Annotated in this window: 18 protein-coding genes; 8 read left to right on the plus strand and 10 right to left on the minus strand. The window is 58.8% G+C overall.

Annotated features, from left to right (window positions below; translation table 11 throughout):
- Positions 1–12 precede the first annotated feature (12 nt).
- Complete coding sequence (locus FJV83_RS29475) at positions 13–1,026, minus strand: ATP-dependent DNA ligase (protein ID WP_095790006.1); 1,014 nt, start codon at positions 1,024–1,026, stop codon at positions 13–15.
- A gap of 704 nt (positions 1,027–1,730) precedes the next feature.
- Between FJV83_RS29475 and FJV83_RS36610 the strand changes: the two genes are divergently transcribed.
- Both FJV83_RS36610 and FJV83_RS29490 read left to right on the plus strand, forming a co-directional pair.
- A complete protein-coding gene (locus FJV83_RS36610) occupies positions 1,731–1,937 on the plus strand; it encodes a hypothetical protein (protein WP_185973338.1) in 207 nt (68 codons plus the stop codon).
- Between the two features lie 461 nt (positions 1,938–2,398).
- Positions 2,399–2,680, plus strand: coding sequence for a hypothetical protein (locus FJV83_RS29490; protein ID WP_142877476.1), 282 nt, complete (start codon positions 2,399–2,401; stop codon positions 2,678–2,680).
- Positions 2,681–3,312: 632 nt separating this feature from the next.
- Here FJV83_RS29490 and FJV83_RS29495 read toward each other — a convergent pair.
- Positions 3,313–4,608 (minus strand): divalent metal cation transporter, encoded by a 1,296-nt coding sequence (locus FJV83_RS29495; protein WP_142877477.1) that lies wholly within the window; start codon positions 4,606–4,608, stop codon positions 3,313–3,315.
- An 850-nt stretch (positions 4,609–5,458) separates the two neighbouring features.
- Complete coding sequence (locus FJV83_RS37220; protein ID WP_245437855.1) at positions 5,459–5,683, minus strand: hypothetical protein; 225 nt, start codon at positions 5,681–5,683, stop codon at positions 5,459–5,461.
- Between FJV83_RS37220 and FJV83_RS29500 the strand changes: the two genes are divergently transcribed.
- Together FJV83_RS29500 and FJV83_RS29505 are read left to right on the plus strand one after the other, a co-directional pair.
- Entirely contained in the window at positions 5,675–11,095 is a 5,421-nt protein-coding gene (locus FJV83_RS29500; RefSeq protein WP_246689023.1) for a HAMP domain-containing protein, read from the plus strand. The genes FJV83_RS37220 and FJV83_RS29500 overlap by 9 nt on opposite strands.
- Positions 11,096–11,189: 94 nt before the next feature.
- Entirely contained in the window at positions 11,190–13,175 is a 1,986-nt protein-coding gene (locus FJV83_RS29505; protein ID WP_245438135.1) for a response regulator, read from the plus strand.
- 180 nt (positions 13,176–13,355) lie between these two features.
- On the opposite strand, the gene FJV83_RS37225 is transcribed toward FJV83_RS29505, so the two are convergent.
- A complete protein-coding gene (locus FJV83_RS37225; RefSeq protein ID WP_095774620.1) occupies positions 13,356–13,619 on the minus strand; it encodes a YMGG-like glycine zipper-containing protein in 264 nt (87 codons plus the stop codon).
- A 223-nt stretch (positions 13,620–13,842) separates the two neighbouring features.
- The gene (locus FJV83_RS29515) at positions 13,843–14,511 is read right to left on the minus strand and encodes an outer membrane lipoprotein carrier protein LolA (RefSeq protein ID WP_246689025.1); all 669 of its coding nucleotides are present in this window, start codon (positions 14,509–14,511) and stop codon (positions 13,843–13,845) included.
- 258 nt (positions 14,512–14,769) lie between these two features.
- Here FJV83_RS29515 and FJV83_RS37780 point away from each other — a divergent pair, with 258 nt between their 5' ends.
- Complete coding sequence (locus FJV83_RS37780; protein WP_179296076.1) at positions 14,770–15,003, plus strand: hypothetical protein; 234 nt, start codon at positions 14,770–14,772, stop codon at positions 15,001–15,003.
- A 1,352-nt stretch (positions 15,004–16,355) separates the two neighbouring features.
- Complete coding sequence (locus FJV83_RS29525) at positions 16,356–16,571, plus strand: hypothetical protein (RefSeq protein ID WP_095790014.1); 216 nt, start codon at positions 16,356–16,358, stop codon at positions 16,569–16,571.
- Between the two features lie 69 nt (positions 16,572–16,640).
- Here FJV83_RS29525 and FJV83_RS29530 read toward each other — a convergent pair whose 3' ends face one another.
- From FJV83_RS29530 to FJV83_RS29540, 3 genes are all read right to left on the minus strand, one after another.
- Positions 16,641–17,711 (minus strand): YihY/virulence factor BrkB family protein, encoded by a 1,071-nt coding sequence (locus tag FJV83_RS29530; RefSeq protein ID WP_095774691.1) that lies wholly within the window; start codon positions 17,709–17,711, stop codon positions 16,641–16,643.
- A 770-nt stretch (positions 17,712–18,481) separates the two neighbouring features.
- Positions 18,482–18,685: a hypothetical protein gene (locus tag FJV83_RS29535; RefSeq protein ID WP_095774617.1), complete on the minus strand. Its 204-nt coding sequence runs from the start codon at positions 18,683–18,685 to the stop codon at positions 18,482–18,484.
- Positions 18,686–18,889: 204 nt separating this feature from the next.
- Positions 18,890–19,189, minus strand: a complete 300-nt coding sequence (locus FJV83_RS29540) for a DUF1236 domain-containing protein (RefSeq protein WP_142877479.1) — start codon at positions 19,187–19,189, stop codon at positions 18,890–18,892.
- A 274-nt stretch (positions 19,190–19,463) separates the two neighbouring features.
- On the opposite strand from FJV83_RS29540, the gene FJV83_RS29545 reads away from it, so the two are divergent.
- Both FJV83_RS29545 and FJV83_RS29555 read left to right on the plus strand, forming a co-directional pair.
- A complete protein-coding gene (locus FJV83_RS29545) occupies positions 19,464–19,694 on the plus strand; it encodes a hypothetical protein (protein ID WP_142877480.1) in 231 nt (76 codons plus the stop codon).
- 1,359 nt (positions 19,695–21,053) lie between these two features.
- Complete coding sequence (locus FJV83_RS29555; RefSeq protein ID WP_142885353.1) at positions 21,054–22,454, plus strand: phospholipase D family protein; 1,401 nt, start codon at positions 21,054–21,056, stop codon at positions 22,452–22,454.
- 46 nt (positions 22,455–22,500) lie between these two features.
- Here FJV83_RS29555 and FJV83_RS29560 read toward each other — a convergent pair whose 3' ends face one another.
- Complete coding sequence (locus tag FJV83_RS29560; protein ID WP_142877482.1) at positions 22,501–23,310, minus strand: metallophosphoesterase; 810 nt, start codon at positions 23,308–23,310, stop codon at positions 22,501–22,503.
- A gap of 19 nt (positions 23,311–23,329) precedes the next feature.
- On the minus strand, positions 23,330–24,244 hold the full coding sequence (locus FJV83_RS29565) for a diacylglycerol kinase family protein (RefSeq protein WP_246689026.1): 915 nt from the start codon (positions 24,242–24,244) through the stop codon (positions 23,330–23,332).
- Between the last annotated feature and the right edge of the window lie 3 nt (positions 24,245–24,247).

The raw sequence follows: 24,247 nt of genomic DNA on the forward strand, positions 1-24,247 counted from the left end.
GCAGGTCTTGGACTAGCCTAGTTGCTCGAAAGTACATTGGCGCGGCGCCTTGTCTGGACGCCAGCGCACGAGCTTTGTTCCATGCCGGAAGCGGTCGCCGGTGACATGGTCAAAGCGAACCTCGACGACCAGTTCCGGTATTATCGGTTCCCATTCGCCGCTACGCTCGGTGCTCCAGCGGCTCGGGCCGCCCGGCGCCTTGCCGGTGAAGCCGGATCCGCCACGCAGGTGTTCGAGCTTTTCCGTCAGCACCGCACGCTCGTCATTGGCAATGGTCGATGTGAATCCGACATGATCGAGCAGACCATCTTTGTTGTAGAGACCGAGCAGCAGCGATCCAACCTGTCGTTTGCCGTTCAGATAGCGGAACCCGCCCACCACACAGTCGGCCGTGCGCAGGCGCTTTACCTTCACCATCGCGCGTTCGCCCGGCTTGTAGGGACCGTTGAGCAGCTTGGCCACGACGCCGTCGGTGGAACCGCTACCGGCGCCCTTCAACCACTTGTCGGCTGTCGCCAGGCTGGTGGCGGCCGGCGAAAGCCGCAAAGCCTTGGTTGTTGCCTTGGCCACCAAGTCCTCGGCTTCCGTGCGCCGATCATGCAATGGCAGGTCCATTAGCGGCCGACCTCCCGGAGCCACAAGCATATCGAAGACGACCAGGCGTGCGGGAGTTTCCCGACTGAGCTTGCGGATGCGGCTCTCTGCTGGATGAAGCCGCATCTGCAGCGCATCGAAAGAGGCACGGCCCTCGATCTCGATTATGATTTCACCGTCGATGACGAAATCTGTCGCATCGTGCGCACTCAAGGCCGCCAGCAGTTCGGGAAAATAGCGGCCAAGCGGTTTGCCGGATTTTGCCCTGAGGTCGACGGCCTTGCCGCCCTTGAAGGCGAGGCAGCGGAAGCCATCCCATTTCGGTTCGTACTGCCAGGGACCGTCGTCTCGCGGCAATGCCATCGCCTGGCGCGCTTCCATGGGCTGCGTGTTCAAGGGCAAGGGAAACTCAACGCCGGATGCCCCTACCATCGCTCTGCCCTATCGCGATGGGGCAGGTCGATGCCGCAGCAAACCCAGCTGAGCGGCTGCGCGGATCCGTGATTGTGTTGTAGCTCGAGTTCCGCCGGATTGTCGAAGGTTCCGACAGGCAGGGCGATTTCCTGGACGGGGGCATCATAGGCAAGAGTAAGCTGCGTCCCGCACGCTTGGCAGAAGCCGCGCTGGGCGAGGGGTGATGACCGGCGGCAGGTAGGTTCCTCGCTTTGCCAAGAACCTCCGGTAGGAGGCAGCCACGCGAGCACCGCAAAGGCGCTGCCGGTCGCACCTCGGCATATGTCGCAATGGCAGTAATGCACGCGCGGGTCGCCTGCGACCCAATAGCGGATCTTTCGGCAGAGGCATCCCCCTGTACGTTCGATAGCAATGGCCCGGATGAAATTCTCTCCTGTGTTCATCCAACTTGAACGCTCGGCGCGGCAACTGGTTTCCGAGGGGACGGGTACCCGGGCGGGGCATTTTCCGACATTGCGAGGATCAACTACTGAATCTCAACAACCGCTTCGGCTCGCCCCAAACATATGTTGTCCTACTTGACCTTCGTGAAGTGGGGGTAAGGCCGCCTGGCATTGTGATGTCAACTCCGGACACGACCTCCAGCGTCGGCTGCGCTGACCCTTTCACCAGATAGCCACCGGCTGCGACCGGGGAGGGCGGTCCGCTTGCGGGCTCACACAATGAGGGATCTCGACCTTGCCGGCAAGATCATCGCAAAGGGCGGCGCCTCGGCGAAGGTCGAGGATGGCTTCAAGGCGATGCAGGTCGGCGCGATCATGGCGCAAATCTTCTCGAAAGACGCCAATGGCGTTGCGCGCTTTGGCGGTTCTGCTGATCGCCGTGGCGACTGGGGGGCATCCTTCCCCGTTCGGACCTTACAACGGTAGTGAGGGAGCCCTTGGCGCAGCCGGTGCCGTCCGGACCTTTAACGCAAGCCTTTTGGAACATTCACCAGCGTCGCTAGTTCAGCGCTAAAGGAGCGCACAGATGAGACGATTGGCTTTGATAGTGGTCGCAGGCCTCATCGCCGGATGCAGTGACAATGGCGTCGACGGCTCGAAGACGAACTCGGTGAGCAACCAGCCGCCAGATCAGAATCCGCAAGTCGACAGGGATCCAACGGCGAAATCGAGCACGGGCGGCGATCAGCAAGGCGTCCAGCCAACTCAGCCAGCCGCGCCGCAGAAATAGACGAGGAACGCAAGGCCGGCAGATTGATCAGAGGTTGCTTCCAAGAATGACGTCGAAGCCGAACGTCCCAAGGGCAGCAGACGACGGCGTTGCAAGCCCTAATCCACGCGTATTCGGAACGAAGGAACGTTTCCGATGCCCTTTAAGAGAAGCTGCAATGCCCAATTTTCGTTTTGAAACTGTTGTTGCAGGTCGCTCCCACATTACTGTGCAGAATCTCGCGAGCGTCGACTTGGCCAGTCCCAAAGCTTTGGAATTGGTAAGAGCGGCGGCGAGCAGCGCTCCAGCAGATGCCGACCACTCTGGCTCTCACGTCAACGTCTACGATGATGCCGGCTATCTGGTCGCGGCTGTCAATTTCTCCGACCTGCTTGAGAACGGTCCATCGGATCCCAGCGATCCACCCGCCGAAGAGCCTGGTGTAATGCGCTCGGGTTGAGGACCCTCGAGGGCTCAAAAGTGCCACCGCCTCCCCTCAATTGCTGAAAGCCTTCGACGACAGGAGAGGTCCTCGCCGCCGATCTGCTCTCCGCACTCAAGGGCCCTGGGTGAGAGGCGCGATGTGCAGGCCTTGGATCACGACGTCAAGCCGGGAGTGCTTTCCGACATGGGAATGGCGACGACTGGCCGGCGCTAGTAAATCCTGGCGGCCGACCTTTTCATTCTCGGCACGCCGATCTGCTCGGACAGCCTTCCCCGTCGCCAGACGCGTGATGGCGCGCATGGACAGTACGGGACACCCGCACGAAACACGCCGTTGGTTACGCAGTTGGGAGTCAACAATGTTACCTTGAAAAGCCGCCAACCGCCCAACCTAGCGACAGGGCTAACACAAACCCGAGAATGACAGCTGTAAACAACCACATGCTATTGTCCGTCCTCCTCTGCAGGAGGCAGCGCGGGCTTCTCGCGTTGTCGCACGCAGAATTTCTGTGCGATGGCAAAGAAGATGGGCGGCTGATCCAGCGTCGAAGCTCCAAGACCTCCAACCCCAATGCTTAAGGTGGGTTCCGCGCTGATCAGGCGTCGGCCCACCAGGCATCGGCGACGCCTTCCAACAGCCTGGGGTCTCTACCATGTTACGAACAGCGCCACGGCAGCAGCCGCCATCACCGCGGTGGCCACCCAGCCCATAATCTTGAGGCCTATTGGCAGCTGAAAATCGCCCATCGCCGCCCGCTTGCCCGAAAGATGCATCATCATGCCCATTACCGGGACAGCCACCACGCCGTTGATGACGGCGCTCCAGAACAGCGCCTTTATGGGATCGATCGAAGTGAAATTGAGGCCGGCGCCGATCAGCGTCGCTGCTGCAATCGTGGTATAAAAGGCTTTGGCCCGATGCGGCTTTTTGGCCAGTCCGACATTCCAACCAAGCGTCTCGCCCAACGCATAGGCGGACGAGCCGGCGAGCACCGGCAGGGCCAGCAGTCCCGTTCCGACAATTCCAATCGCAAAGACGAGGAAAGCGAACTTGCCTGCAATCGGGCGAAGAGCTTCCGCCGCCTGCGATGAAGTCTCGATGTCGGTGACGCCGCTGGCGTGCAGCGTTGCAGCCGTCGTCACGATAACGAAGAGTGCGACAGCGTTCGAGATCGCCATTCCAAAATAGGTATCGATGCGAATACGTTTGAGTTCTTCCGGTGCCTGCTCGGGCGCTACCCTCAACGGCGATGCTTCATCGCGCTCCTTGACTTCCTCAACTTCCTGTCCGGCCTGCCAGAAGAAAAGGTAGGGGCTAATCGTAGTCCCAAGGATGGCCACGACGGAGGTGATGTATTGGTTTTGAAAGCTGATGTGTGGAACAATCAGATTGTAGCCGACCGTCGACCAGGGCACTTTCGCAACGAAGGCCACCGCGACATAGGCGAGCAGCGACAGCGTAAGCCACTTCAGCACCGAAACATAGCGAGCGTATTGCGAGAAGATCTCAAGCAGGGCCGTGAGGATCCCGAACGTAGCGACGTACAGTAGCTGGGGACCGCCCGCGATCAGTTTCAGCGCAGCTCCCATTGCGCCAAGGTCGGCACCGATATTGATTATATTGGCGACCATCAAAAGGAAAACGATCGAGATGCCGACTGCAGATGGATAGTGCTTTCGCAGATTGCCCGCTATGCCACGGCCGGTAACGCGGCCAATCCTGGCGCTAATTTCCTGGATGGCGCACATAAGAGGCCAGCTGAACAGCATTACCCACCCCAGGCCATAGCCGAACTGGGCACCGACCTGAGAGTATGTTGCGATGCCGCTGGGATCATCGTCCGAAGCGCCCGTGATCAATCCCGGGCCAATGATCTGCAAAATCGTCGAGCTATCCGGCTGATTTACCGATGCAGCGGCAGTCTTGTGCACGATCTCAGTCATATTCCTCTCGCTATTCGCTCTGGTGGCGGATCTCTTGAAGTTCGGTGAGCGGCGGTGGTCGCGCTGCTTGGTCTCGCCGTCACGCTGGGGACAATTTTCATTTCAGTTGACGCTAATATTTCTCACACCAAATGCGAGAGATCCCCGATCGTTCCGCGCCGGGCGCTTTTGAAGATAAATCTTGGCAAATTGCGCCGCGGAGAAACCGAAGGCGACGCAATGCTCAGCCTAAAGGAGCTCTCGGTCTCGCTCGATGATTGGTACCGCGGTCGTCGAGGAGACCGAAATCCCATCACCGCTGGCGAGCGGGTTCTGGCCGCTGGCGAGTCGGGTCGAGGAAAGCACGCACGTTCGGGCGATCGGTGGCCTGTGGCCTTGGGCGCGGCAGCGGTAATTTCCATCCCGACAAGCGAATGTTCATATTGCCTTTGGAGCGGCACAAGGACGGGGCAAAACTTGTCGGCGAGATCGATCTGATCCCGCGCAGGAGCCTCAGGAAATTGCGAGCCTTTCTGCGACACCCACGGGCCGGCTGAACCGCGTGTGAAAAGAAGGGACGTCGTTGTTAGAGAACCAGGGCGGGCGCTCGGCGACGCCAGTGCAGTTCGCCATCCGGTAACTCACACGTTCGTGCAATTTTCGACTTGCGACAGTTGATAAATGCGGCGCGGAACAAAATTGAAATTGCGGCGTTTGGAGGCTTGCGGGGTAGTGTGACGTCCGCGCACGAGGGGGATTTATCCTACATGGATCGATTGGGAGTGGCGCTGTGACTGTGCAGGCATCCAAGAAGCAATTGGCCCGTCGTAGCATACTGAATTCTTTGAAGGCCTTCCGACGTGGTGACTTTTCAGTCCGCATCGACAACGTCTACGAAGGCCTCGATTCCGAGATCGCAGAAACCTTCAACGAGATCGTGGATCTGAACGATCAGGTCTCCCGAGAATTCGAGCGTCTGAGCAGGGTCGTTGGCAAGGATGGGCGGATAGGCGAGCGTGGCCGCGTCCGCAACGCTACAGGCAGTTGGGAATCCAGCGTCCGGTCCGTCAACGATCTCATAGAAGACATGGTCCAACCCACCGCCGAGGTCGCTCGCGTTATCGGCGCCGTAGCCAAGGGTGATCTGTCGCAGACGATGATGGTCGAGATCGACGGCCGACCGCTGCGCGGCGAATTTCTGCGCATAGGCAAGATCGTCAACACCATGGTTGGTCAGCTTGCTTCCTTTGCCTCCGAGGTGACGCGCGTGGCGCGCGAAGTCGGCACCGAAGGCAAACTCGGCGGTCAGGCGCGCGTGAAAGGTGTCGCCGGGACGTGGAAAGATTTGACCGATAACGTCAACGCCATGGCAACGAACCTGACCGGCCAGGTGCGCAACATCGCGGAGGTGACGACGGCGGTTGCATCCGGAGACCTGTCGAAAAAGATCACCGTCGACGTGAAGGGCGAGATCCTGGAGCTGAAGAACACGATCAACACGATGGTCGACCAGCTCAATTCCTTCGCTTCGGAAGTGACCCGCGTGGCGCGCGAAGTCGGCACCGAAGGCAAGCTCGGCGGCCAGGCGCGCGTCGAAGGCGTCGGTGGGACATGGAAGGATCTGACCGACAATGTAAATTCCATGGCCGAGAACCTGACCGGCCAAGTGCGCAATATCGCCGAGGTGACGACGGCCGTCGCCTTGGGCGACCTGTCGAAGAAGATCACGGTCGATGTGAAAGGCGAAATCCTTGAGCTGAAATCGACTATCAACACGATGGTCGACCAGCTCAATTCTTTCGCCGGCGAGGTGACCCGCGTGGCGCGTGAGGTTGGCACCGAAGGCAAGCTCGGCGGCCAGGCTCAGGTGCGCGGCGTTGCGGGCACTTGGAAGGACCTCACTGACAACGTCAACTCGATGGCTGAAAATCTCACTGGACAGGTGCGCAACATCGCCGAGGTCACGACGGCGGTTGCTTCTGGAGATCTTTCAAAGAAGATCACCGTCGCGGTTCAAGGTGAAATCCTGGAGTTGAAAGACACCATCAACACGATGGTGGACCAGCTGAACTCTTTTGCCTCGGAGGTGACGCGCGTGGCGCGCGAAGTCGGCACCGAAGGCAAGCTCGGCGGTCAGGCCGAGGTGAGGGGGGTTGGCGGCACGTGGAAGGATCTGACCGACAATGTCAATCTGATGGCTGCCAATCTGACCGGACAGGTGCGCAACATCGCCGAGGTGACTACGGCCGTGGCACGCGGCGACCTGTCGAAGAAAATCACAGTCGACGTCAAGGGCGAAATCCTGGAGCTTAAGGATACTGTCAACACGATGGTCGATCAGCTGAATTCCTTCGCTTCGGAAGTCACGCGTGTGGCGCGCGAAGTCGGTTCGGAAGGCAAGCTTGGTGGACAGGCCCATGTCGAAGGGGTCGGCGGCACCTGGAAGGACCTGACCGACAACGTCAACGCCATGGCTGGCAATCTAACCGTGCAGTTGCGCGATGTGTCCAAGGTGGCGACGGCGATTGCCACCGGCGACCTGACGCAGAAGATCACGGTCGATGCACTGGGCGAGATCTTGCAGATCAAGGACGTCATCAACACGATGGTGGACCAGCTCAATTCGTTCGCTTCGGAGGTGACGCGCGTGGCGCGCGAGGTCGGCTCGGACGGCAAGCTGGGCGGCCAGGCGCAGGTGCGTGGCGTCGCCGGCACCTGGAAGGATTTGACCGACAACGTCAATGCCATGGCCGCCAATCTTACCGGCCAGGTGCGCAACATCGCCGAAGTGACCACGGCCGTGGCGCTTGGCGATCTGTCGAAGAAGATCACCGTCGACGTCCGCGGCGAGATTCTGGAGTTGAAGGACACGATCAACACGATGGTCGACCAGCTCAATTCCTTCGCCTCGGAGGTCACGCGCGTGGCGCGCGAGGTCGGTACCGAAGGCAAGCTGGGCGGCCAGGCTCAGGTGCGCGGCGTAGCTGGCACTTGGAAAGACCTGACCGACAATGTCAATTCCATGGCTGAGAACCTGACCGGCCAGGTGCGCAACATCGCCGAAGTGACAACCGCTGTGGCGCGCGGTGACCTCTCCAAAAAGATCACGGTCGACGTCAAAGGCGAAATCCTCGAGCTCAAGTCGACCATCAACACCATGGTGGACCAGCTCAACTCCTTCGCAGGCGAGGTGACCCGCGTGGCACGTGAGGTTGGCACCGAGGGCAAGCTCGGCGGCCAGGCCCGCGTTGAGGGCGTCGCCGGGACCTGGAAGGACCTGACCGACAACGTCAACCTCATGGCGACGAACCTGACCAATCAGGTGCGTGGCATCGCCGACGTCGTGACAGCGGTTGCGCAAGGTAACCTCAAGCGCAAACTGACGGTGGACGCAAAGGGCGAAATCGCTTCTCTCGCTGACACCATCAACGGCATGATTGAGACGCTGGCCACCTTCGCCGACCAGGTGACCAATGTCGCGCGTGAAGTGGGCATCGAGGGCAAGCTCGGCGGGCAGGCCCGCGTGCCGGGCGCCGCAGGCCTGTGGCGCGACCTCACCGATAATGTCAATCAGCTCGCCGCCAACCTGACGACTCAGGTGCGCGCCATTGCCGAGGTTTCGACGGCGGTAACCAAGGGCGATCTGACCCGTTCGATCAGCGTCGAGGCCTCAGGTGAAGTCGCCGCGCTCAAGGACAATATCAACGAAATGATCCGCAATCTGAAGGATCAGACGCTGAAGAATGCGGAGCAGGATTGGTTGAAGACCAATCTCGCGCGGTTTTCGCGCATGCTGCAGGGCGAACGCGACCTTGCCACGGTCTCGCGGCTTATCATGTCCGAGCTCGCTCCGCTGGTGAACGCGCAATATGGCGTCTTCTACGTCACCAACCGCGACGAAGAGGAATCCTATCTTGAGTTGGCGGCGTCGTATGGCGCCGAAAGCAGGGCCGCCATAAAACAGCGTCTCGATCTGCGCGAAGGCCTCGTCGGGCAAAGTGCCGCCGACAAGCGCGCCATCATGCTGAACAATGTGCCGCCGGAATTTCTGCGCGTAACGTCGGGTCTCGGAAGCGCCTCGCCGGCCAACGTCATCATCCTTCCGGCCTTGTTCGAGGATGAGGTCAAAGCCGTCATCGAACTCGCCTCGTTCGGCGAATTCCGTGACACCCATCAGTCCTTTCTCAACCAGCTGATGGAATCCGTCGGCATCGTTCTCAACACCATTGCCGCAACGATGCGCACCGAGGGGCTGCTCAAGCAGTCCCAGCTGCTGACCTCGGAATTGCAGGCGCGGCAGACCGAGCTGACCAAGAAACAGGAAGAGTTGCATGCCACGAACGAGGAGCTGCAAGAAAAGGCGCAGCTGCTCGAGAACGAAAAAAAGCAGGTGGAAAACAAGAATCTCGAAATCGAGATGGCACGGCGCGCCCTGGAGGAGAAAGCCGAACAGCTGGCGCTTACTTCCAAGTACAAGTCCGAGTTCCTGGCCAATATGAGCCACGAACTGCGTACACCGCTCAACTCATTGCTCATTCTCTCCAACCTCCTTGCGACCAACCAGCAGGGCAATCTGAATGAAAAACAGGTCGAGTTCGCGCGCACCATCAATTCTGCCGGAACCGACCTTCTCAGCCTCATCAACGACATCCTCGATCTGTCGAAGATCGAGTCCGGTACCGTCTCGATAGATATCAACGATATGCCGGTGACCCATCTGCGCCAGCATATGGAACGCACGTTCCGCCAGTTGGCCGCCGACAAGGGCCTCGGCTTCACTATTAAGGTCGATCCCGCACTGCCCGAGACGGTCCGAACGGACGAGAAGCGCCTGCAGCAGATTGTCCTCAATCTGCTTTCGAATGCATTCAAGTTCACATCGCAGGGCGAGGTCAGCTTGAATTTCCGGGTCGAGAAGGCGGGCGGCCGCAACCGTTCCGGGCATGCGACGAAGGCCTTGGCGATCGCAGTGACCGACACCGGCATCGGCATCCCGGAAGATAAGCAGAAACTTATCTTCGAAGCTTTCCAGCAGGCAGATGGAACCACCAGCCGCAAATATGGCGGCACCGGGCTCGGGCTGTCGATCAGCCGCGAGATCGCTCGCCTGCTTGGCGGTGAGCTACGGGTTGAAAGCACCCCGGGCAAGGGCTCAACCTTTACGCTGGTCATACCGTTCGCCGGTCCCCGTGTGGCGGCCGCCCAGTCGGCCTTGCCTGCGCCGACCGAGGTTGCGGCCGAGCCGGCATCGCTCGGCAGCTCGCCCTCGGCGGAGCTGGTCGACGATCGCGATTCCATCGCGCCGACCGATCGGGTCGTGCTCATTGTCGAGGACGACCCGACCTTTGGCGGGCTCCTGCTTGGTCTCGCTCGTTCGGCGGGCCTCAAAGGCGTCTTGTCGAATGCGGGGTCCGGCACCCTGGCCCTGGCTCGCAAACTGGTTCCCGATGCCATTACGCTTGATCTAGGGCTTTCGGACATCGATGGATGGGTTCTTTTCGATCTGTTGCGCCATGATCAGAAGACGAAGGGAATTCCCATTCACGTCATCTCGGGTGCCGAAGCCATAGACAGTCTCGCCCGCAAGGGGGCATCCAGTATTTCCACCAAGCCTGTTTCATCCGACGACCTCATGCAGGTGTTTCAGGATATCCATTCCAGGAAGCTGCGCATTCAGCGGCGCGTGCTGGTCGCGGACCCCGACCCGGAGCGCCGGCTATCGCTAGTCGAAGCGATCCGCGACGGCGTGACCTCGGTCACTGCGGTCGGCCGTTTCGCGGCAAATGCCGACGATATCGGCACGGCTTCATATGATGCCATCGTGCTCGGTTTCGGGCGCTCGGCCAAGGACAATGCACAGTCGCTGGACGAGCTCGCCGACCAGTTCGACGGAACCCTTCCGCAGCTGTTGTTCTTTGCCCCTCATCCTGATGCGCTTGAACAGGTGTTGGCCTTGAATCCGGCGCTTGCGAATACGCCGCGGGCCGAGAATTTCGCTCAGCTGGCGCTTCATATGTCGGCGACGCTGCCAGGAGAGGACCGTGAGGAGCGCGCAACGGAAACCGAGCATGCGGGCAAGTCCGACCTGGCTGGGGCGAAAGTTCTCATCGTCGACGACGATATCCGCAACATCTACTCGCTCACCAGTGTCCTGGAGACGTACGATATTCAGGTTCTCCATGCCGAGCGGGGCCGCGACGGCATCGCACTGCTGGAGCAGGTGCCCGATGTCGACGCCGCTTTGATCGATATAATGATGCCGGAGATGGACGGCTACGAGACGATGCGGCGTATTCGCGCGACGCCGGCGATCGCTCACATCCCGCTGATTTCCGTCACTGCCAAAGCGATGAAGGGCGATCGGCAGAAATGTCTCGACGCCGGTGCTTCGGATTATATCGCCAAGCCGGTCGATCTTGATCTGCTGCTGGCATTGCTTCGTGTCTGGATAGGCCGTTCCCGAGGACGCACGGAGAACCCGGAACAAATGCTCTTGGCAGTGAACTGACGGCCGGTCCATGCAAAAGCCTTCGAGAAACAGGGTAAGAAAACTTGAGGCCGGGCAATTGGCCGAGGGACCGGCAAGGGCACGGATCCTCGCCGTGGACGACGATGAACGCAACCTTCTGGCGATCAGCGAAGTCCTTGCTTCGACGGGAGACGTCATCTGCGCCCAATCGGGCGAAGAGGCATTGCGCTTTCTGCTGAAGGAGGACTTCGCCATCATCCTCCTGGACGTCCTCATGCCGGGAATAGACGGCTATGAAACGGCTGCGCTTATACGCCAGCGCGAACAATCCAAGCATACTCCCATCATCTTCCTTACAGCCATCAACAAGGAGCAGGCTCACATGCTGCGCGGCTATGATGCCGGCGCGGTCGACTATGTGTTTAAGCCATTCGATCCGATCATGCTGCGCTCGAAAGTCGCGGTCTTCGTCGAACTCCACGAAAAGACCCTGGAAATTCAGCGAAAGGCAGCGACCGAGAAGAGACTGCTGGCACAGGCACTCCAGGCGCAGAAGGACAAGCTTCAGGCCGAGCAGGCCCTGCGCAACGCGGAGGAACGGCAGGATGCTATTTTGGGTTCCCTGCCGGTCTGTTTCCATGCGCGGGCAGCCGCGCCGCCCTTCGCGACGCGCTTTGTCACCGACGGGGTCGAACGTCTAGCTGGCTTTACATCCAAGACATTGACCTCCGATCCGTCCTTTGGCCTTAGCCGGGTCCACCCGGACGATCGCGCCAGGTTGGAGCAAGCGCTTTTGGTGGCAAAAACGACCGGCTCCTACACCTGTGAATTCCGCTGGCTGTGCGCCAATGGCGAGTATCGGATCTTTCTCGACCAAGGTGTGATGTCGAATGGCGTAGATGGCCGCGAACCGGAAATCTTTGGGACGCTGCTTGACGTCACCGAGCGGCGGGCTCTTGAGGACCAGCTGCTTCAGTCGCAGCGACTTGATGCTATTGGCAAGCTGACCGGTGGCCTGGCTCATGACTTCAACAATCTGCTCGCCGCAATCTTGAGTGGGTTGGGACTGCTCGAACGCGGTGCAACCTTGGATGACCAGGCCCGGCAGGTCCTTGAGCTGATGCGGCGCTCGGCCAAACAAGGCGCCGATCTCGTCACTCGCATGCTCGCCTTTTCGCGTCGGCAAACGCTGAAGCCAGAAGCGGTGCGTCTTGCAGGGTTCGGCGACACCATGAACGGGTTGGTAGCGCCAGTCTTAGGGGGCTTGATACGCTTCGATTGGCAGATCGACGACACGGTATGGCCGGTACATGTCGATGCCGGGCAGCTTGAACTTGCGCTGATGAACCTTGTTTTCAACGCACGCGATGCCATGCCGTCGGGTGGGACTATCAGCGTGCTTGCGCAAAATCGCTCCCTCGAGACGACGTCGCAAGATCTGGCGCCTGGCGAATATGTCGTCGTAACGGTCAAGGATACGGGTTCGGGAATCCCTTCCGACATACTGGCGAAGGTCATTGAACCTTTCTTCACGACAAAACCGGTTGGAAAGGGAACGGGGCTCGGGCTCAGCACGGTTTATGGCTTCATGAAGCAGTCCGGGGGTTCTCTTCGCATAGAAAGCGCCCCTGGTCGCGGAACGGCAATGGAACTGTGGCTGCCACGTTCTTTTGATGATTCATTTAACGATGACACCGCGGCCAAAGAGGAACCAGTAACCTACAGCGGCAAAGAAAACCCGTCAGTCCTTCTGATCGACGACAGCAGCGTGTTGCGGCAACTGACTGCCGAGTCGCTTCGTCAGCAAGGTTTTCCGGTGACCTGCGCGTCTGGCGGCGCTGAGGCGCTGGCTGCCATTGAACGGGCCCCGCATGATTTTGATGTAATCGTCACTGACTTTGCCATGCCGCTGGTCACCGGGATCGACGTTATTCGATTCGCACGCAACCTCCGCAGCGATTGGCCGGCGGTGATAGTGACGGGCTACGCCGAAGCGGATACGATTTCGGATCGCCCGTCGGATGTCCCTCTGTTGAGCAAGCCCTTCCGAGAAAAGGACCTCGTAGAGGCTATCTTTCGAGCAATCGCACCAGCCCCTAAAGCAACAAAGACAGGATAGGGCGGCTAAGTCCGTTTGATCCGATAAAGCGATGGACGGGGCATGCGCATAAACGCCTGACCAAGAATTGAACGAGCCAGGCTCGAAGACTGCATTGCGCCTCAGTCTATCGATCGTTAAGCCTCCGTAGCGGACAGCGGGCCGCACGTGCCATCGCAGGGTCGCGCGGGCCCGACACACTCAATACCCCTCGGGACACCTGGCAACATAGACGCGCCCTTGGCGATCCCTATAACGGCACTGGCCAGCCTCGCTGGCGTGTCCGATCACCGCCCCTGCGATGGCACCAGCAGCTCCGCCGACGACCGCACCTTGCACTGGGTTACCAGCCACGGCCGCGCCGATTGCCGCCCCACCCAGTCCGCCGACGGCAGCACCCTGTTCAGTGCGGGAACATGCAACAAGCGGAATGAGAAGGCTTAATACGAGCATTGTCTTTTTCATCAGTCGTCCTCCAGCAGCCCAAAGCGGGCCGGATACTAAATGCGCAGTTCCCGCTTTTGATCCATATCTCTCTAATTTAGATTTAGCTGTTGACGGGATCACATGCATGCCGACAAAGCCGGCGTGCACGTCGGAGACCAGGAACTCTCTGAAAGGGACCGCCTGGCTCGGAGTTGCGCTTATTGGGGAACGCGCCGGCCCTCTTGCGAGTTCGTCCGTCACTTCAACTGCTTCTCGGCCAGCTTACCGCCGGTGGGCCGTTATTTCGCTTTGGTGTTGAATTGACGGTTTGCAGCAAATCGATGGTGAAGGTGCCTGGAGGAGCGCGAACGCCCTCCTTCACATTAGAGATAGTCACTGTCGTGATCTGCCCTCTTTCGTCGGTGAGGCTCCATCTGCGTAGATCCAACGATTTCTTGTCAAAGACCACCGTGATGTTCGAGTTTCCGAAAGCCGACTTGTCAGCCAGCTTAATGATAACCTGGGCACCATCGTCTCTGATGCCTTTGACGCGGTTACCGGAAAATTCGACCTCGTCGTCCAGGACGAGTTTAAGCGGCGTTTTGGAGAGAGCATAGAGGCGTGAGGTCTTGAGCTTCTTGTTGTAGATTACGACGGATCTTCCATCTGCAATCAAGCTGATCCCGGATTGGCCTGCATAGTCGAATCGGAGCTTGCCCGGGCGTTGCAGAAAAAATCTCCCGCTGGTCTTTTCCGCCCTAGGACCAGACTGGACGAAGTCCCCTGACATGGACTTTATGGCTGAGAAATGATCGGCAATCGTCGCTGCATCTGCCGGCGCGGCCGCGACGGCAGGAGTAAGTTCGGAATTGATCGCGGTAGCGCTGACAACTACAAACCAGAAAGCCAGCAGTCTTCTGATCTTTTCCATTTACTTTCCAGGTTCGAGCGGCGTGATTAAAGGAGGTGGCGCGCCTTTTGGCCCCGCGTAGCGCACAATCCAGCACGCGAATTTGCTGTCGCCGCTACCGTAGCAGGCTCGGCTGCGCTGGGGTCCCGAGCTCCGACCAACCGCCAATTCGGTTTAGCTTTCGCCGATCATACATCGTAATGCGTGCCCGGCTCTCCAAGTGAGAGCCGGGCAAAAAGGAGGCGGTCAATAACCGCCATTCTCCTGCTGAATAACAACGTGGCGGTGACGATGGTGGTGCGATCGATCCATCGGGCTTCGGACAACAACCGCATCGGAGCGATGGTGGCGACGACCGTGATCGAAGAAAGTGATATCACCATGATGGCGGTGATGGAGGCGATGTCCTTCACGATAGATAACGACACGATCATTGTTCCAGTGGTGGTGTCGGTGGTGTCTATGGGTCTGAACTACGATCGCGTCGGCCGAGGCGACGCAGGGTACGAGTAGGCACAGGGCCAAAGCAGTAACAATGGCGACTTTCATTTGAGATCCTCAACGATTTAAGATGGCCCTTCGCCTGCTTAACATCGTGCGATCGCTTTGGTTCCGTTACCGCAGGACCCGTCAGGGACATTGAGAGGTGACCAATTGTCGGCCGACGGCCAATACTCCGGCACTCGTCATCGGCCCAGCATTAGCAGGGCGAGTGCGGCGCAGTGATAGATGCAATTTCGAAGGTAAAACGGATTTCTTTTGCCACGCCCTCAAAAGGATCTCGGGCGTCTATCGGCCATTCCTAAGGCCGGCACTGACGCTGCGGCACAAGTTGCCAACCCGCTAAAGCCGGCCCAACGGCGACGTCCTAAAAATACGGCCCAAATATGGAACATTAGGCGGTCCGAAATGTTGATTTCGACGCAATAACCGTACGGTAGGCAAAAGAGCGTGGCCTGCCTATTATTTTGGAGTCCGATCGATGCACAGCATAATCTACATTGTTGGGCTAGTCGTCGTTGTTCTTGCGGTGCTGAGCTTTTTTGGCCTGAGGAGATAGGCACGGCAAGTGGGGAGGCATGACGTTGGTTTCCCGGGCTAGCCAAGCCATCAATGCCGGAACTGATGATGGCCGCGTGGCCGCAGCGATGAGCTGAGGAACGCTGGGCCAATGTTGATGGTCGGTATGTTTGCAAGCCCGCGCGCATCGGGTCATCGCATCGGACCCCGTCTTTCCACATTGCGTGTTCCTGCCGACCACATCGAAACTAGCAGCGGCGCCCATCCGGAATGCCGGCAAATACTACGGGCAAACGATTGTGCTGTAACGGACGCCGCCCGGCCTGGAAGCTGGCTCAGCTTAGATCCCGTCCCGGGTCGAGACGGCTCCGCACGGCCAGATGAGTGGTAGACGCTTCAACGACGCGGTGACCGGCTATTGGCGCAACTCACTCGACGCCTCCATCCAGGCGCGGCAATTTTATCGCCGAGACGTCGCGCCTTCTTACCAAAAGCGAGCCGCACCGCAAAGACAGCCAGCACCTAATCACCGCTCATTGCAATGCTCCCTTCGCGGGATTCGGTTCTTGTCGGGATTGGAGAATGGAAGTTCGTGCGGGATCCGGGTCAGGCTCTCGCACGTCGGATGTCCAGGCCGGCGCATCTAGCAGCGATTCTTTATTGGGCTCTGGTTTGGGCGGCATGTCTGCCGGTCAGCAGAGGGGTTTGCCGACCTGGGCTGCGCACCAGTTTGTCTGGCAGGGAATGGTCTTCCTGGCCAACCGACCAGCCGTAGAGAATGTTCCATCTGCAGCGGAACTGGCACTGACGGGGGCGGTTATCGTTGATCACGGAGGACCAAAGGCATGCGTGACAACGAAAACCATCGCGAAACCGGGGCCACAAAATATCCGGCAAAGACCGGCGTCGACTCTTCGAACGCGTCCTCTCAGGACGCGGCCGCAAACAAGAAGCCCAAGCCTGGCGGTGGCCTGACGCGCCCCGTGAATGAGGTGGAAGACAAGACTCACCAATCAGACGGGCGGCAACCATCAGAAGAGGAAACCGATTCCAGGCCCTGATCCTCGCCATCCGGTGGGCGCGTTAACCCTTCGCAGAGAATTCGTGGCAAGGCAGAAAAGTGATGCCAGTCATTTTGCGGTCTTGCCCAAAGTGTCCGCTACGACCGCGCCACGTTTGCCCATGGGCAGGGGCAGGCCGGTAGTGGAATCAATCGCTGTCTGATGCTCCATCTCGGCATTGATCGCGGCGCCGGCGATAAGGATGATGACGGAAATCCACGTCCACATCATTAAACCGACTACGGCGCCGAGCGATCCGTATGTGGCGTTGTAGTTGGCGAAATGCTGCAAATAGAATGAAAACAGCCACGACGCCGCGATCCACGCAACGGTCGCAATCAAAGAGCCCCAACTCAGCCAACGCCATTTGGCACGTTCGCGGCTTGGTCCGAAGCGATAAAGCAGAGAAATTCCGGTCAGCATCGCGCAGACCAAGACCGGCCACCGGGCTGCTGCTATTAACGTCTCCGTCCACGCATCCAGATAGAAATAGCGCAAAAGCGCGGGAACGACGCCCACCGTGAGCAACAGCACGATGCCGATCAACAACGCGCCGACAGTAAACAGGATCGACATTAGGTTGAGCGTGATGAAGCTGCGTTTTTCCCGTTCCTCGTAGGCGATATTCATGGCATCAAAGAGTGCCTTCATGCCGCTGTTGGAACTCCAAAGCGCGATACCAAGGCCGATGAAGAAACCGATGCCGAGAGCGCCGGGTTTTTGCCTGGCCAAGGCTTGAAGCTGTTCGCGAATGAGGTCTAGCCCGCCCGACGGAAGCAATCCGCCGAGATAGGCAATATGGTCGGCAACCGAAACCGGGTCCGCGACAAAGCCGTAAATTGAAATGAAAGCGGCCAAGGCCGGAAACAGTGCCAGAAGCAGGTAGAACGTGGCGCCGGCCGCAACGAGCAAAACCCGGTCCTTGTTGAATTCTTCCCATAAGCGCCAGAAGATATCTTTCCAACCAAGCGCAGGTATCTGGGATGGCCAAGCCGCGTCGCGTCCGCGGTCTCCCTCCTCCGATCTCAGAGCTGCCTTACTCTCTTCCGTTGTTAAGGCCGCGCGACTGGCCGCTTCTTCATCGATTAAAGACGCCTCTGTGGCGGGCAGCTTCTGACTCCGTCTCGCTTTCGAAGTCACAGGGCTAACCCCATCGCTGTCCACCACATTCGACTACGCTCCAATGTGCGGCCAATGCTTCCCTTGACCGCTGTGGGTTGCCGACGAACGCTTCCGCAATGCGCTTCCTCATGCCCGGGCTTGAACCTCTCAACGCCTTGAACGGCGTAGCTGTTCCGTTGCCCCTGCGAGCTGGCAAGCCAGCCGAAAACCTGTCCATGGTTTCGACTGGCGCAAAAACCGCTCGAAACTGCCAGCCTATTTGGCGACGCGACACATCGCCGACATTCATCCAAAATCGGCGGCCTCACGAAGGTGCCAAGCAGACCTATCGGGACCCTTGATCGTGCAGGGACCGGCGTAGCCTCAGGCGCGGCATGAGTAACGAAAAGCACGGAGAACAGAACCCCCAAAGCAACGCGATACCAATAATCAAAGCCATTCCTGGACCTCCACCCACTCGAACGCGGAGAACGTGTTGCGAAATCAGCGTGCCCCAGCCCTGCGTCTAGTTCCTCCAGCGGTGATTTGATCGCGCGGCCAACGGCGAGGACCGCTATCGAGACGCCCGACGCTTTCACCAATCCTGAACGCTGCATATACGATGCCGATCTGGATCAACAATTTGAGCATGAATAGTCTCCTTGGCAGCAAAAACTTGGTCGCTGGCCACTGGTTCCGCTGGCGATTCCGTCACCAATTCATCTCCGCAATGTGGTTCGAGCCGTTACCCGGATCATCGATCGCTGCCTCAGTCTGAGAAAGCACTGCCCGACCTTGACCACCTGGCGCTATTCCGCGGATCCGTTGTTGGTAAATGGTGAAGCGCTGGGGATGCACTGCAAGGTCCAGCCCGACGGCGTCGGCTGCCTCTGGTATTCGGCGATGGCCGCCATGCATTGTTCACGCTTGTCGAAACTGCCAGGCAAGATTGCCATGCCACCCTGCGGACCGGCTATTACCAGGTACCAGATTAACGCTGCTGTCGAAGCCATGGTGTTTCCTCGTTGCAAGCGAAGCTATAAAAGCGGGCGGCTGGACCGCTTTATGACAGTGGCAGGAATGAGCTAGCGGCAAGCTGGTGAACATCGTCGTGCTCTGCCTACGGTTCGCAACGCGCGCTTTCAGAGCATGGGATTTTGCGAGATCTTGCATTTTGAAGCCCGCCGCCACGAGACGACGGGCTTGAGCCAGGAAGGTCAGTCGTAGACCTTGACGATCTTGTGGGTGCCTGGATCGACCAGAACAGTCCGGTTGTCGATCACGACATAACGGTATTTGACGTTGGGGACTTCGCGAAGCTCGACTGTATCGGGTAGAGCCGTGCCGATATTGAGTTCCACTCCGGGGACCTTTACCGACGCGAGCGGCTGCTTCTTCACATATTCGCGGATCACCGTGTCCTGCTCGGGCTGAATGATGATATCCTCGGCCGCCGCGACGCCGACGCCTGTGAGCAGAAGAAATGCCGCGGCTGCAGCAGACAGATGCAATTCCATATTGGGCTCCTCGTGAGAGTGGCTCCGACTGGTGGTGTCGAAGCTCAATAGCCAACTTGGCGCTGACGCAATCGTTCCCCTTGGTGGACTTCGGTCTGGGGTTCGGTTGGACATATGTCTGGCCACGTTCGGCAATGGTCTTGCAGACGGTGCGGCTTGGAACGGTCCCCTTTTGCGGAAGTTGTGAGCCGGAACTGAAGGAAAAATCTATTGATAGGAGCGTTGGTCAAGCGCGTTCTGTTGGCCATTATCTCCCTCGTGATCGGAATATCTCTTGGCTGAAGTCAACCATCGCGACTTTCCGAATCGGCGCAGTTATGTCCCTTCCTGCGCTGATAAGGGTTCGCTCGTCTCCCCGGGGGCGAGCGAACCCGTGGACTTCAGCTTGGCGCCGGAAGATTGGATGTTCAACGAGAAAGAAAATCGGTTCATTGAAGCTGGCTTGCTCCTGGCCGTGCCCATTTCCGTCGCCATCACCTCACTGATAGCGGTTTTCGCCTTGTGATTTCGACGGCGGGCTTGTTCAGACAGGCTTCCACGTTCATTAGGTTGCAATAGTGTTGTTCACCGCGCTGATGCGGTCGGTAACCTAGCACCGAATTGAGATCGCCGGGACTCCAAGCGGGCTGGGGCCGATTTTCTGAGAGGCGCGGGCGTGCATTCCTTCAAGGAAATGTCTCAACGCCTTGTGCAGTCTCAGGGTTGCATCTTCGATCAGTGCGCTTTCCGGGCTCCAAACAGCCGCTTTCTGACAGGTTATTGCCGCACCGCTGTGGCGCAAATCCCGCTATCGAACTGTGTGGCGGCAGCGCATGCCTCCAACGGAACATTCTTCGCCAACTGAAGTTCTGAATTTGCCTTGGTTTTGATCCCCGTGGGCCAAGGCGAGGAGGCTGTCTCCATCAGCTTCCAACCAGCCCGCCTCGGATGGGGGCAAAACTGTCCGGGGCGGGCTTCGGTCAGGCCTAAAGCGAGCATGGTTTTCCACCGTTAACTCTTTGGATCGAGTTTTCTTGCTGGCGCTTCGGCGACTCGCTTATTAGAGACTCCTTATGGAGAGGCGGCACGCAATCCGAAGGGTCAGTGATGGGCTCTGGGAGGTCTACGACATAGACAACAACAAGGTTGTGCGCGTGGGTGGAGTGCCCTTGACAAACTTGTTGGATGAAGACGCGCTCGACGCGTTGGACCTGATAAGGGATGGCTTCCTCGCCCCGGGCCGGTCCAGGAGGACAAAGGCCTAAGCAAGGTGCCAGGTCAGGGCGCCTGGCAGCATGGCATAAGCGCGCAAAAGGCCCCGGCGAAGCGGGGAGCGCCGAGGCCTTGGCCATGTACGAGCTACTTGCATTTCCGCTGATCATGATGCGCCAAACATGCTCAATTATCTGTAAATCCGCTTCACAACCTGGAGCTGATGGCAGGCAAGCGAAGGACATAATCCGCGCAGTTGCGGGGAGCCCTCAAAACGGAGACACCCAATGGCCAGAGATCGAGCGTTTTCTGATGCCGGCGGATGCCCTCCGCGAGACCATAGAAGCTCATGTCGCCAACCGGCGATACCACGGGCAATGATGCTCCGTTCATCGGATGGAACGGGCGACTTGGGCAGGCAAACATGCGCCCGAGGCCACCGCAAGGGCAGGTGCGGTCCTTGAGTAACGCTTTCACCGGCAATGCGGCCCGGCGCCTACCAGTAGGACGCCGGGCCTAAACGACGGGACGCCGGCTGGCTATACGCTAGTGCTAGTATAGCTGCATTCGACCTTTCGTGCAGGCTCAAAGGGCCCCCTGCAACCAGATCAGGGCTCGCGGGTTCTTAGTCTCATTAAACAGCGCCTCGTTTTCCTCCGAATTTGGTCAATCCATGAACGTCTCGGTTACGCCAACAACGGCCGACAGAATCAAAGCCGGTAAGAGTGGCCTGCTTATGATCTCTGACAATTACGATGCGTTCGCCGCGCGTGTCTTAGCGGCAAGGAGTGCGGCTCGCACTCTCGATCTCATGTATTATCTCTGGCATGACGACCTTACTGGGCGCTTGCTTCTACAGGAAGTTGTCCGCGCCGCGCAGCGGGGCGTACGCGTCAGAATGCTGCTCGACGACGTCAATCCGCGCAAGAGCGATGCAGCTTATTTGGCGCTGAGCAACCATCCAAACATGGAACTCAAATTGTTCAACCCGAGCGGCATCAGAGCACGCGGCGTGATGCGAGGCGCGGAAGTCCTCTTGCGGATTTTTGCATTGACCAGGCGGATGCACAACAAGGCGTGGATCGCCGACGACAACATCGCCATCGTCGGTGGACGTAATATCGGCGATGCCTATTTTGACGCGGCGGAGACGAATTTTCGTGACCTCGACATGCTGCTCCTCGGTCCTGCCGTCCAGCAAACCGCACAGATCTTCCAGACTTTCTGGGCATGCCAGGACGCCAAGCCAATAGGTGAACTCGGTGCAACCGCTCCGGGTTCGTATTCCCCTTATTTCGAAGGAAGCGAGGAGGAAACCGAGTCGACGCTCCTGAGCGGTATCGGAGACAAGGGCTCCATCGCCGGGTTCATAGCGGCCAGCAGCGACGTTCATTGGGTCGAGGGCGCGCGCGTGATCTCTGACCCTCCGGAAAAGGTGCGAGGCTGGAGACCGTGTGGTTGGCTGATGAAGGAGTTGCTCCCAATCATTCAGTCGGCGCGCAAGCGTGTGGAAATCGTGTCGCCATATTTCATCCCCGGCAAGAAGGGTTCAAAAATCCTCGGCGACCTCGTGGACGACGGGGTGCAGGTCGCTGTTTTGACCAACTCCTTGGCCGCGACCGATGTCGCTGCCGCACACGGGGCCTACGCCAACTATCGCAAGCGCTTGCTCAGAAAGGGCGTGCAGCTCTTCGAGCTTCAGCCCTTTAGAAGGCAGCCCAAAATTTCTGTATTTGGATCAAAGGGTGCCAGCCTGCACACAAAAGCGTTCAGCGTCGATAACAGGATCGGTTTCGTGGGATCCTTCAACTTCGATCCGCGGTCCGTATCGTTGAATTCGGAAATGGGAGTGCTTTTTGAAGACGAGACGTTGGTCGCGGAACTCCGGCACCGGTTCAAATCCGAGATAGCGCCGGAAGCAAGCTACCGGCTCGAACTGAAGAACGAGGTTCTGCGCTGGCATGGCAGCGATGAAGGCAGACCTCAAACCTATACTCGCGAACCCGAGGCAGCATGGTCCCGCCGTATCCTGGCCGCCCTGGTCAGGTACCTACCCATCGAATCTCAGCTTTAGCGGTATGTCGATACTGGGAATGTTGGCGCTCTCCCCCAGCCGCCATTCAAGCAGGTTCCCACCCGCCTGGACCTTGCCGAAAGGAATAGCTGGCCGAGGTTTCGAACCCGGAACGCGAAGACTGCCATGCCCGGCATTCGACGGAGATCCTCGGATGCTCGACGCGAATGATGTTAAACGAATTTGCAGCATGGCGTACCCGGGACGAAACCGCCGTCCCCGCTTGAATAAGCAGTGCCGCATAGCCGTCGATTAGGTAGCGCCGTGCGCTCGAACCGGCGCGATGAAGATGCTGGTGGCCAGACAATATGACGTCTACGCCGCTGCGCGAGAAGGCATCCATTGCCAGATCCGCGCGGCCAACGATTCCGTCGTCGTTTTCCAGGTCCAGTCCTTCGAAAGGATGGTGCGTCACCACTATCCGGGTAACGTTATTGGACATATTTGCCAACTTGTCCCTCGCCGCCTCTAGCTGGCGGACGTTGATCCTGCCGTCCTTGATTGTCAGGGATCGTGCCGTGTTGATCCCGACGACAGCGACTTCGCTATCGGCGTAGAATGGGTCCGTGTCCGCCTCGATGTAGCGCCTGTAACGTGCCAGAGGTGTCACGGCACGCGCAAAGACATTCCAGAGCGGCACGTCGTGATTGCCGGGCACCACGATGCGGGGGCCGGGAAGAGAGTCAAGGAAAGCCCGCGCCTGCAGGAATTCGTCTTTCCGGGCGCGCTGCGTCAGATCTCCCGACACGACGAGCAAATCAAAATCGACGGCACGAACCTCAGCCGCGATCGCGTCCACGAGCTGGCTCTCTGTTTTTCCGAAGTGCAAATCCGAAAGGTGGACGAGGGTCTTCACTGAATTTCTCCGCTTTCAGTTATGGCCACTCGTCTTTGTCGTTTTGGTCAGGCGCAAGGACCTGCAAGGCCGCCGGTCGAATCCGAAAATTCAGGGGCATGTCCATACGGACGGCTTCGCCGTCCAGAGAAACCAGCATGGCGCGGCGATGCGATGTGATTTGAAGTGAAGTAGCCCTATAGGTTTCCAGATCTCGGGTCGAATCTATCACGCCGAATGCGATTTTGAACGGAAGCAATGCCAGCCCAAACCAGGACTGTTGCTTAACGACATAAATGCATAGTTCTTTTGACGAGAGGCTGCGGCGGTGGCCAAGATTGGCGACGTCGTAGAAATTGTTGCCAACAAACACGCAAGGAGTCCGCAGTCTTTCGCGAGCGCCCTGGGCAGAAACGTGAACAGCCTGCCACGTGGCGAATCTCACCGTTCTCATGAGGGCGGGGCCGATGGCGGCAAGCTTGCCAAATCCGCGGTGCCGCTGCTCGGCTGAGCGCTTTGCCACAAAGAACGGATAGATCCCGATCGATGAATTGTTGAGAAACACGCGGCCGTTGACCTCGGCGACATCGACTGCGACAGGTGTGCCTGTCGCGATTGTATCGATCGCCGCCGTCAGATCGAGCGGCACACCCAAATCCTTGGCAAAGTGGTTCAATGTGCCGAGCGGAAGAACACCGAGAACCAGATTCGTCCCCGCCAGCGCCGAGGCAGCGGTGCCGAGAGTGCCGTCGCCACCGCCCACCACCAATCTCGATCCATGATCGGAAGTCGACTTATTGTCGGCAACGAAACGCCGAGCGAGTTCTCCAACCTCTCGCCCGTCTACCAATCGCACATCCACCTCGACGCCACGTTCGGCGAACGCATCCCGCACGGCTCTCGCTATGTCGCCCTTGCGCACCGCAGCGCCGGCACCCTTGTTGATGAGCGCCATAAC

The sequence above is a fragment of the Mesorhizobium sp. WSM4307 genome (assembly GCF_007003945.1).
Classification (GTDB): domain Bacteria; phylum Pseudomonadota; class Alphaproteobacteria; order Rhizobiales; family Rhizobiaceae; genus Mesorhizobium.

Excerpts from the sequence above, each read along its gene's own strand:
- FJV83_RS29475 (WP_095790006.1), bottom strand. The coding sequence starts at position 1,026 with ATGGTAGGGGCATCCGGCGTTGAGTTTCCCTTGCCCTTGAACACGCAG.
- FJV83_RS36610 (WP_185973338.1), top strand. The coding sequence starts at position 1,731 with ATGAGGGATCTCGACCTTGCCGGCAAGATCATCGCAAAGGGCGGCGCC.
- FJV83_RS29490 (WP_142877476.1), top strand. The coding sequence starts at position 2,399 with ATGCCCAATTTTCGTTTTGAAACTGTTGTTGCAGGTCGCTCCCACATT.
- FJV83_RS29495 (WP_142877477.1), bottom strand. The coding sequence starts at position 4,608 with ATGACTGAGATCGTGCACAAGACTGCCGCTGCATCGGTAAATCAGCCG.
- FJV83_RS29500 (WP_246689023.1), top strand. The coding sequence starts at position 5,675 with ATGGTCCAACCCACCGCCGAGGTCGCTCGCGTTATCGGCGCCGTAGCC.
- FJV83_RS37225 (WP_095774620.1), bottom strand. The coding sequence starts at position 13,619 with ATGAAAAAGACAATGCTCGTATTAAGCCTTCTCATTCCGCTTGTTGCA.
- FJV83_RS29515 (WP_246689025.1), bottom strand. The coding sequence starts at position 14,511 with ATGGAAAAGATCAGAAGACTGCTGGCTTTCTGGTTTGTAGTTGTCAGC.
- FJV83_RS29525 (WP_095790014.1), top strand. The coding sequence starts at position 16,356 with ATGCGTGACAACGAAAACCATCGCGAAACCGGGGCCACAAAATATCCG.
- FJV83_RS29535 (WP_095774617.1), bottom strand. The coding sequence starts at position 18,685 with ATGGCTTCGACAGCAGCGTTAATCTGGTACCTGGTAATAGCCGGTCCG.
- FJV83_RS29540 (WP_142877479.1), bottom strand. The coding sequence starts at position 19,189 with ATGGAATTGCATCTGTCTGCTGCAGCCGCGGCATTTCTTCTGCTCACA.
- FJV83_RS29555 (WP_142885353.1), top strand. The coding sequence starts at position 21,054 with ATGAACGTCTCGGTTACGCCAACAACGGCCGACAGAATCAAAGCCGGT.
- FJV83_RS29565 (WP_246689026.1), bottom strand. The coding sequence starts at position 24,244 with ATGGCGCTCATCAACAAGGGTGCCGGCGCTGCGGTGCGCAAGGGCGAC.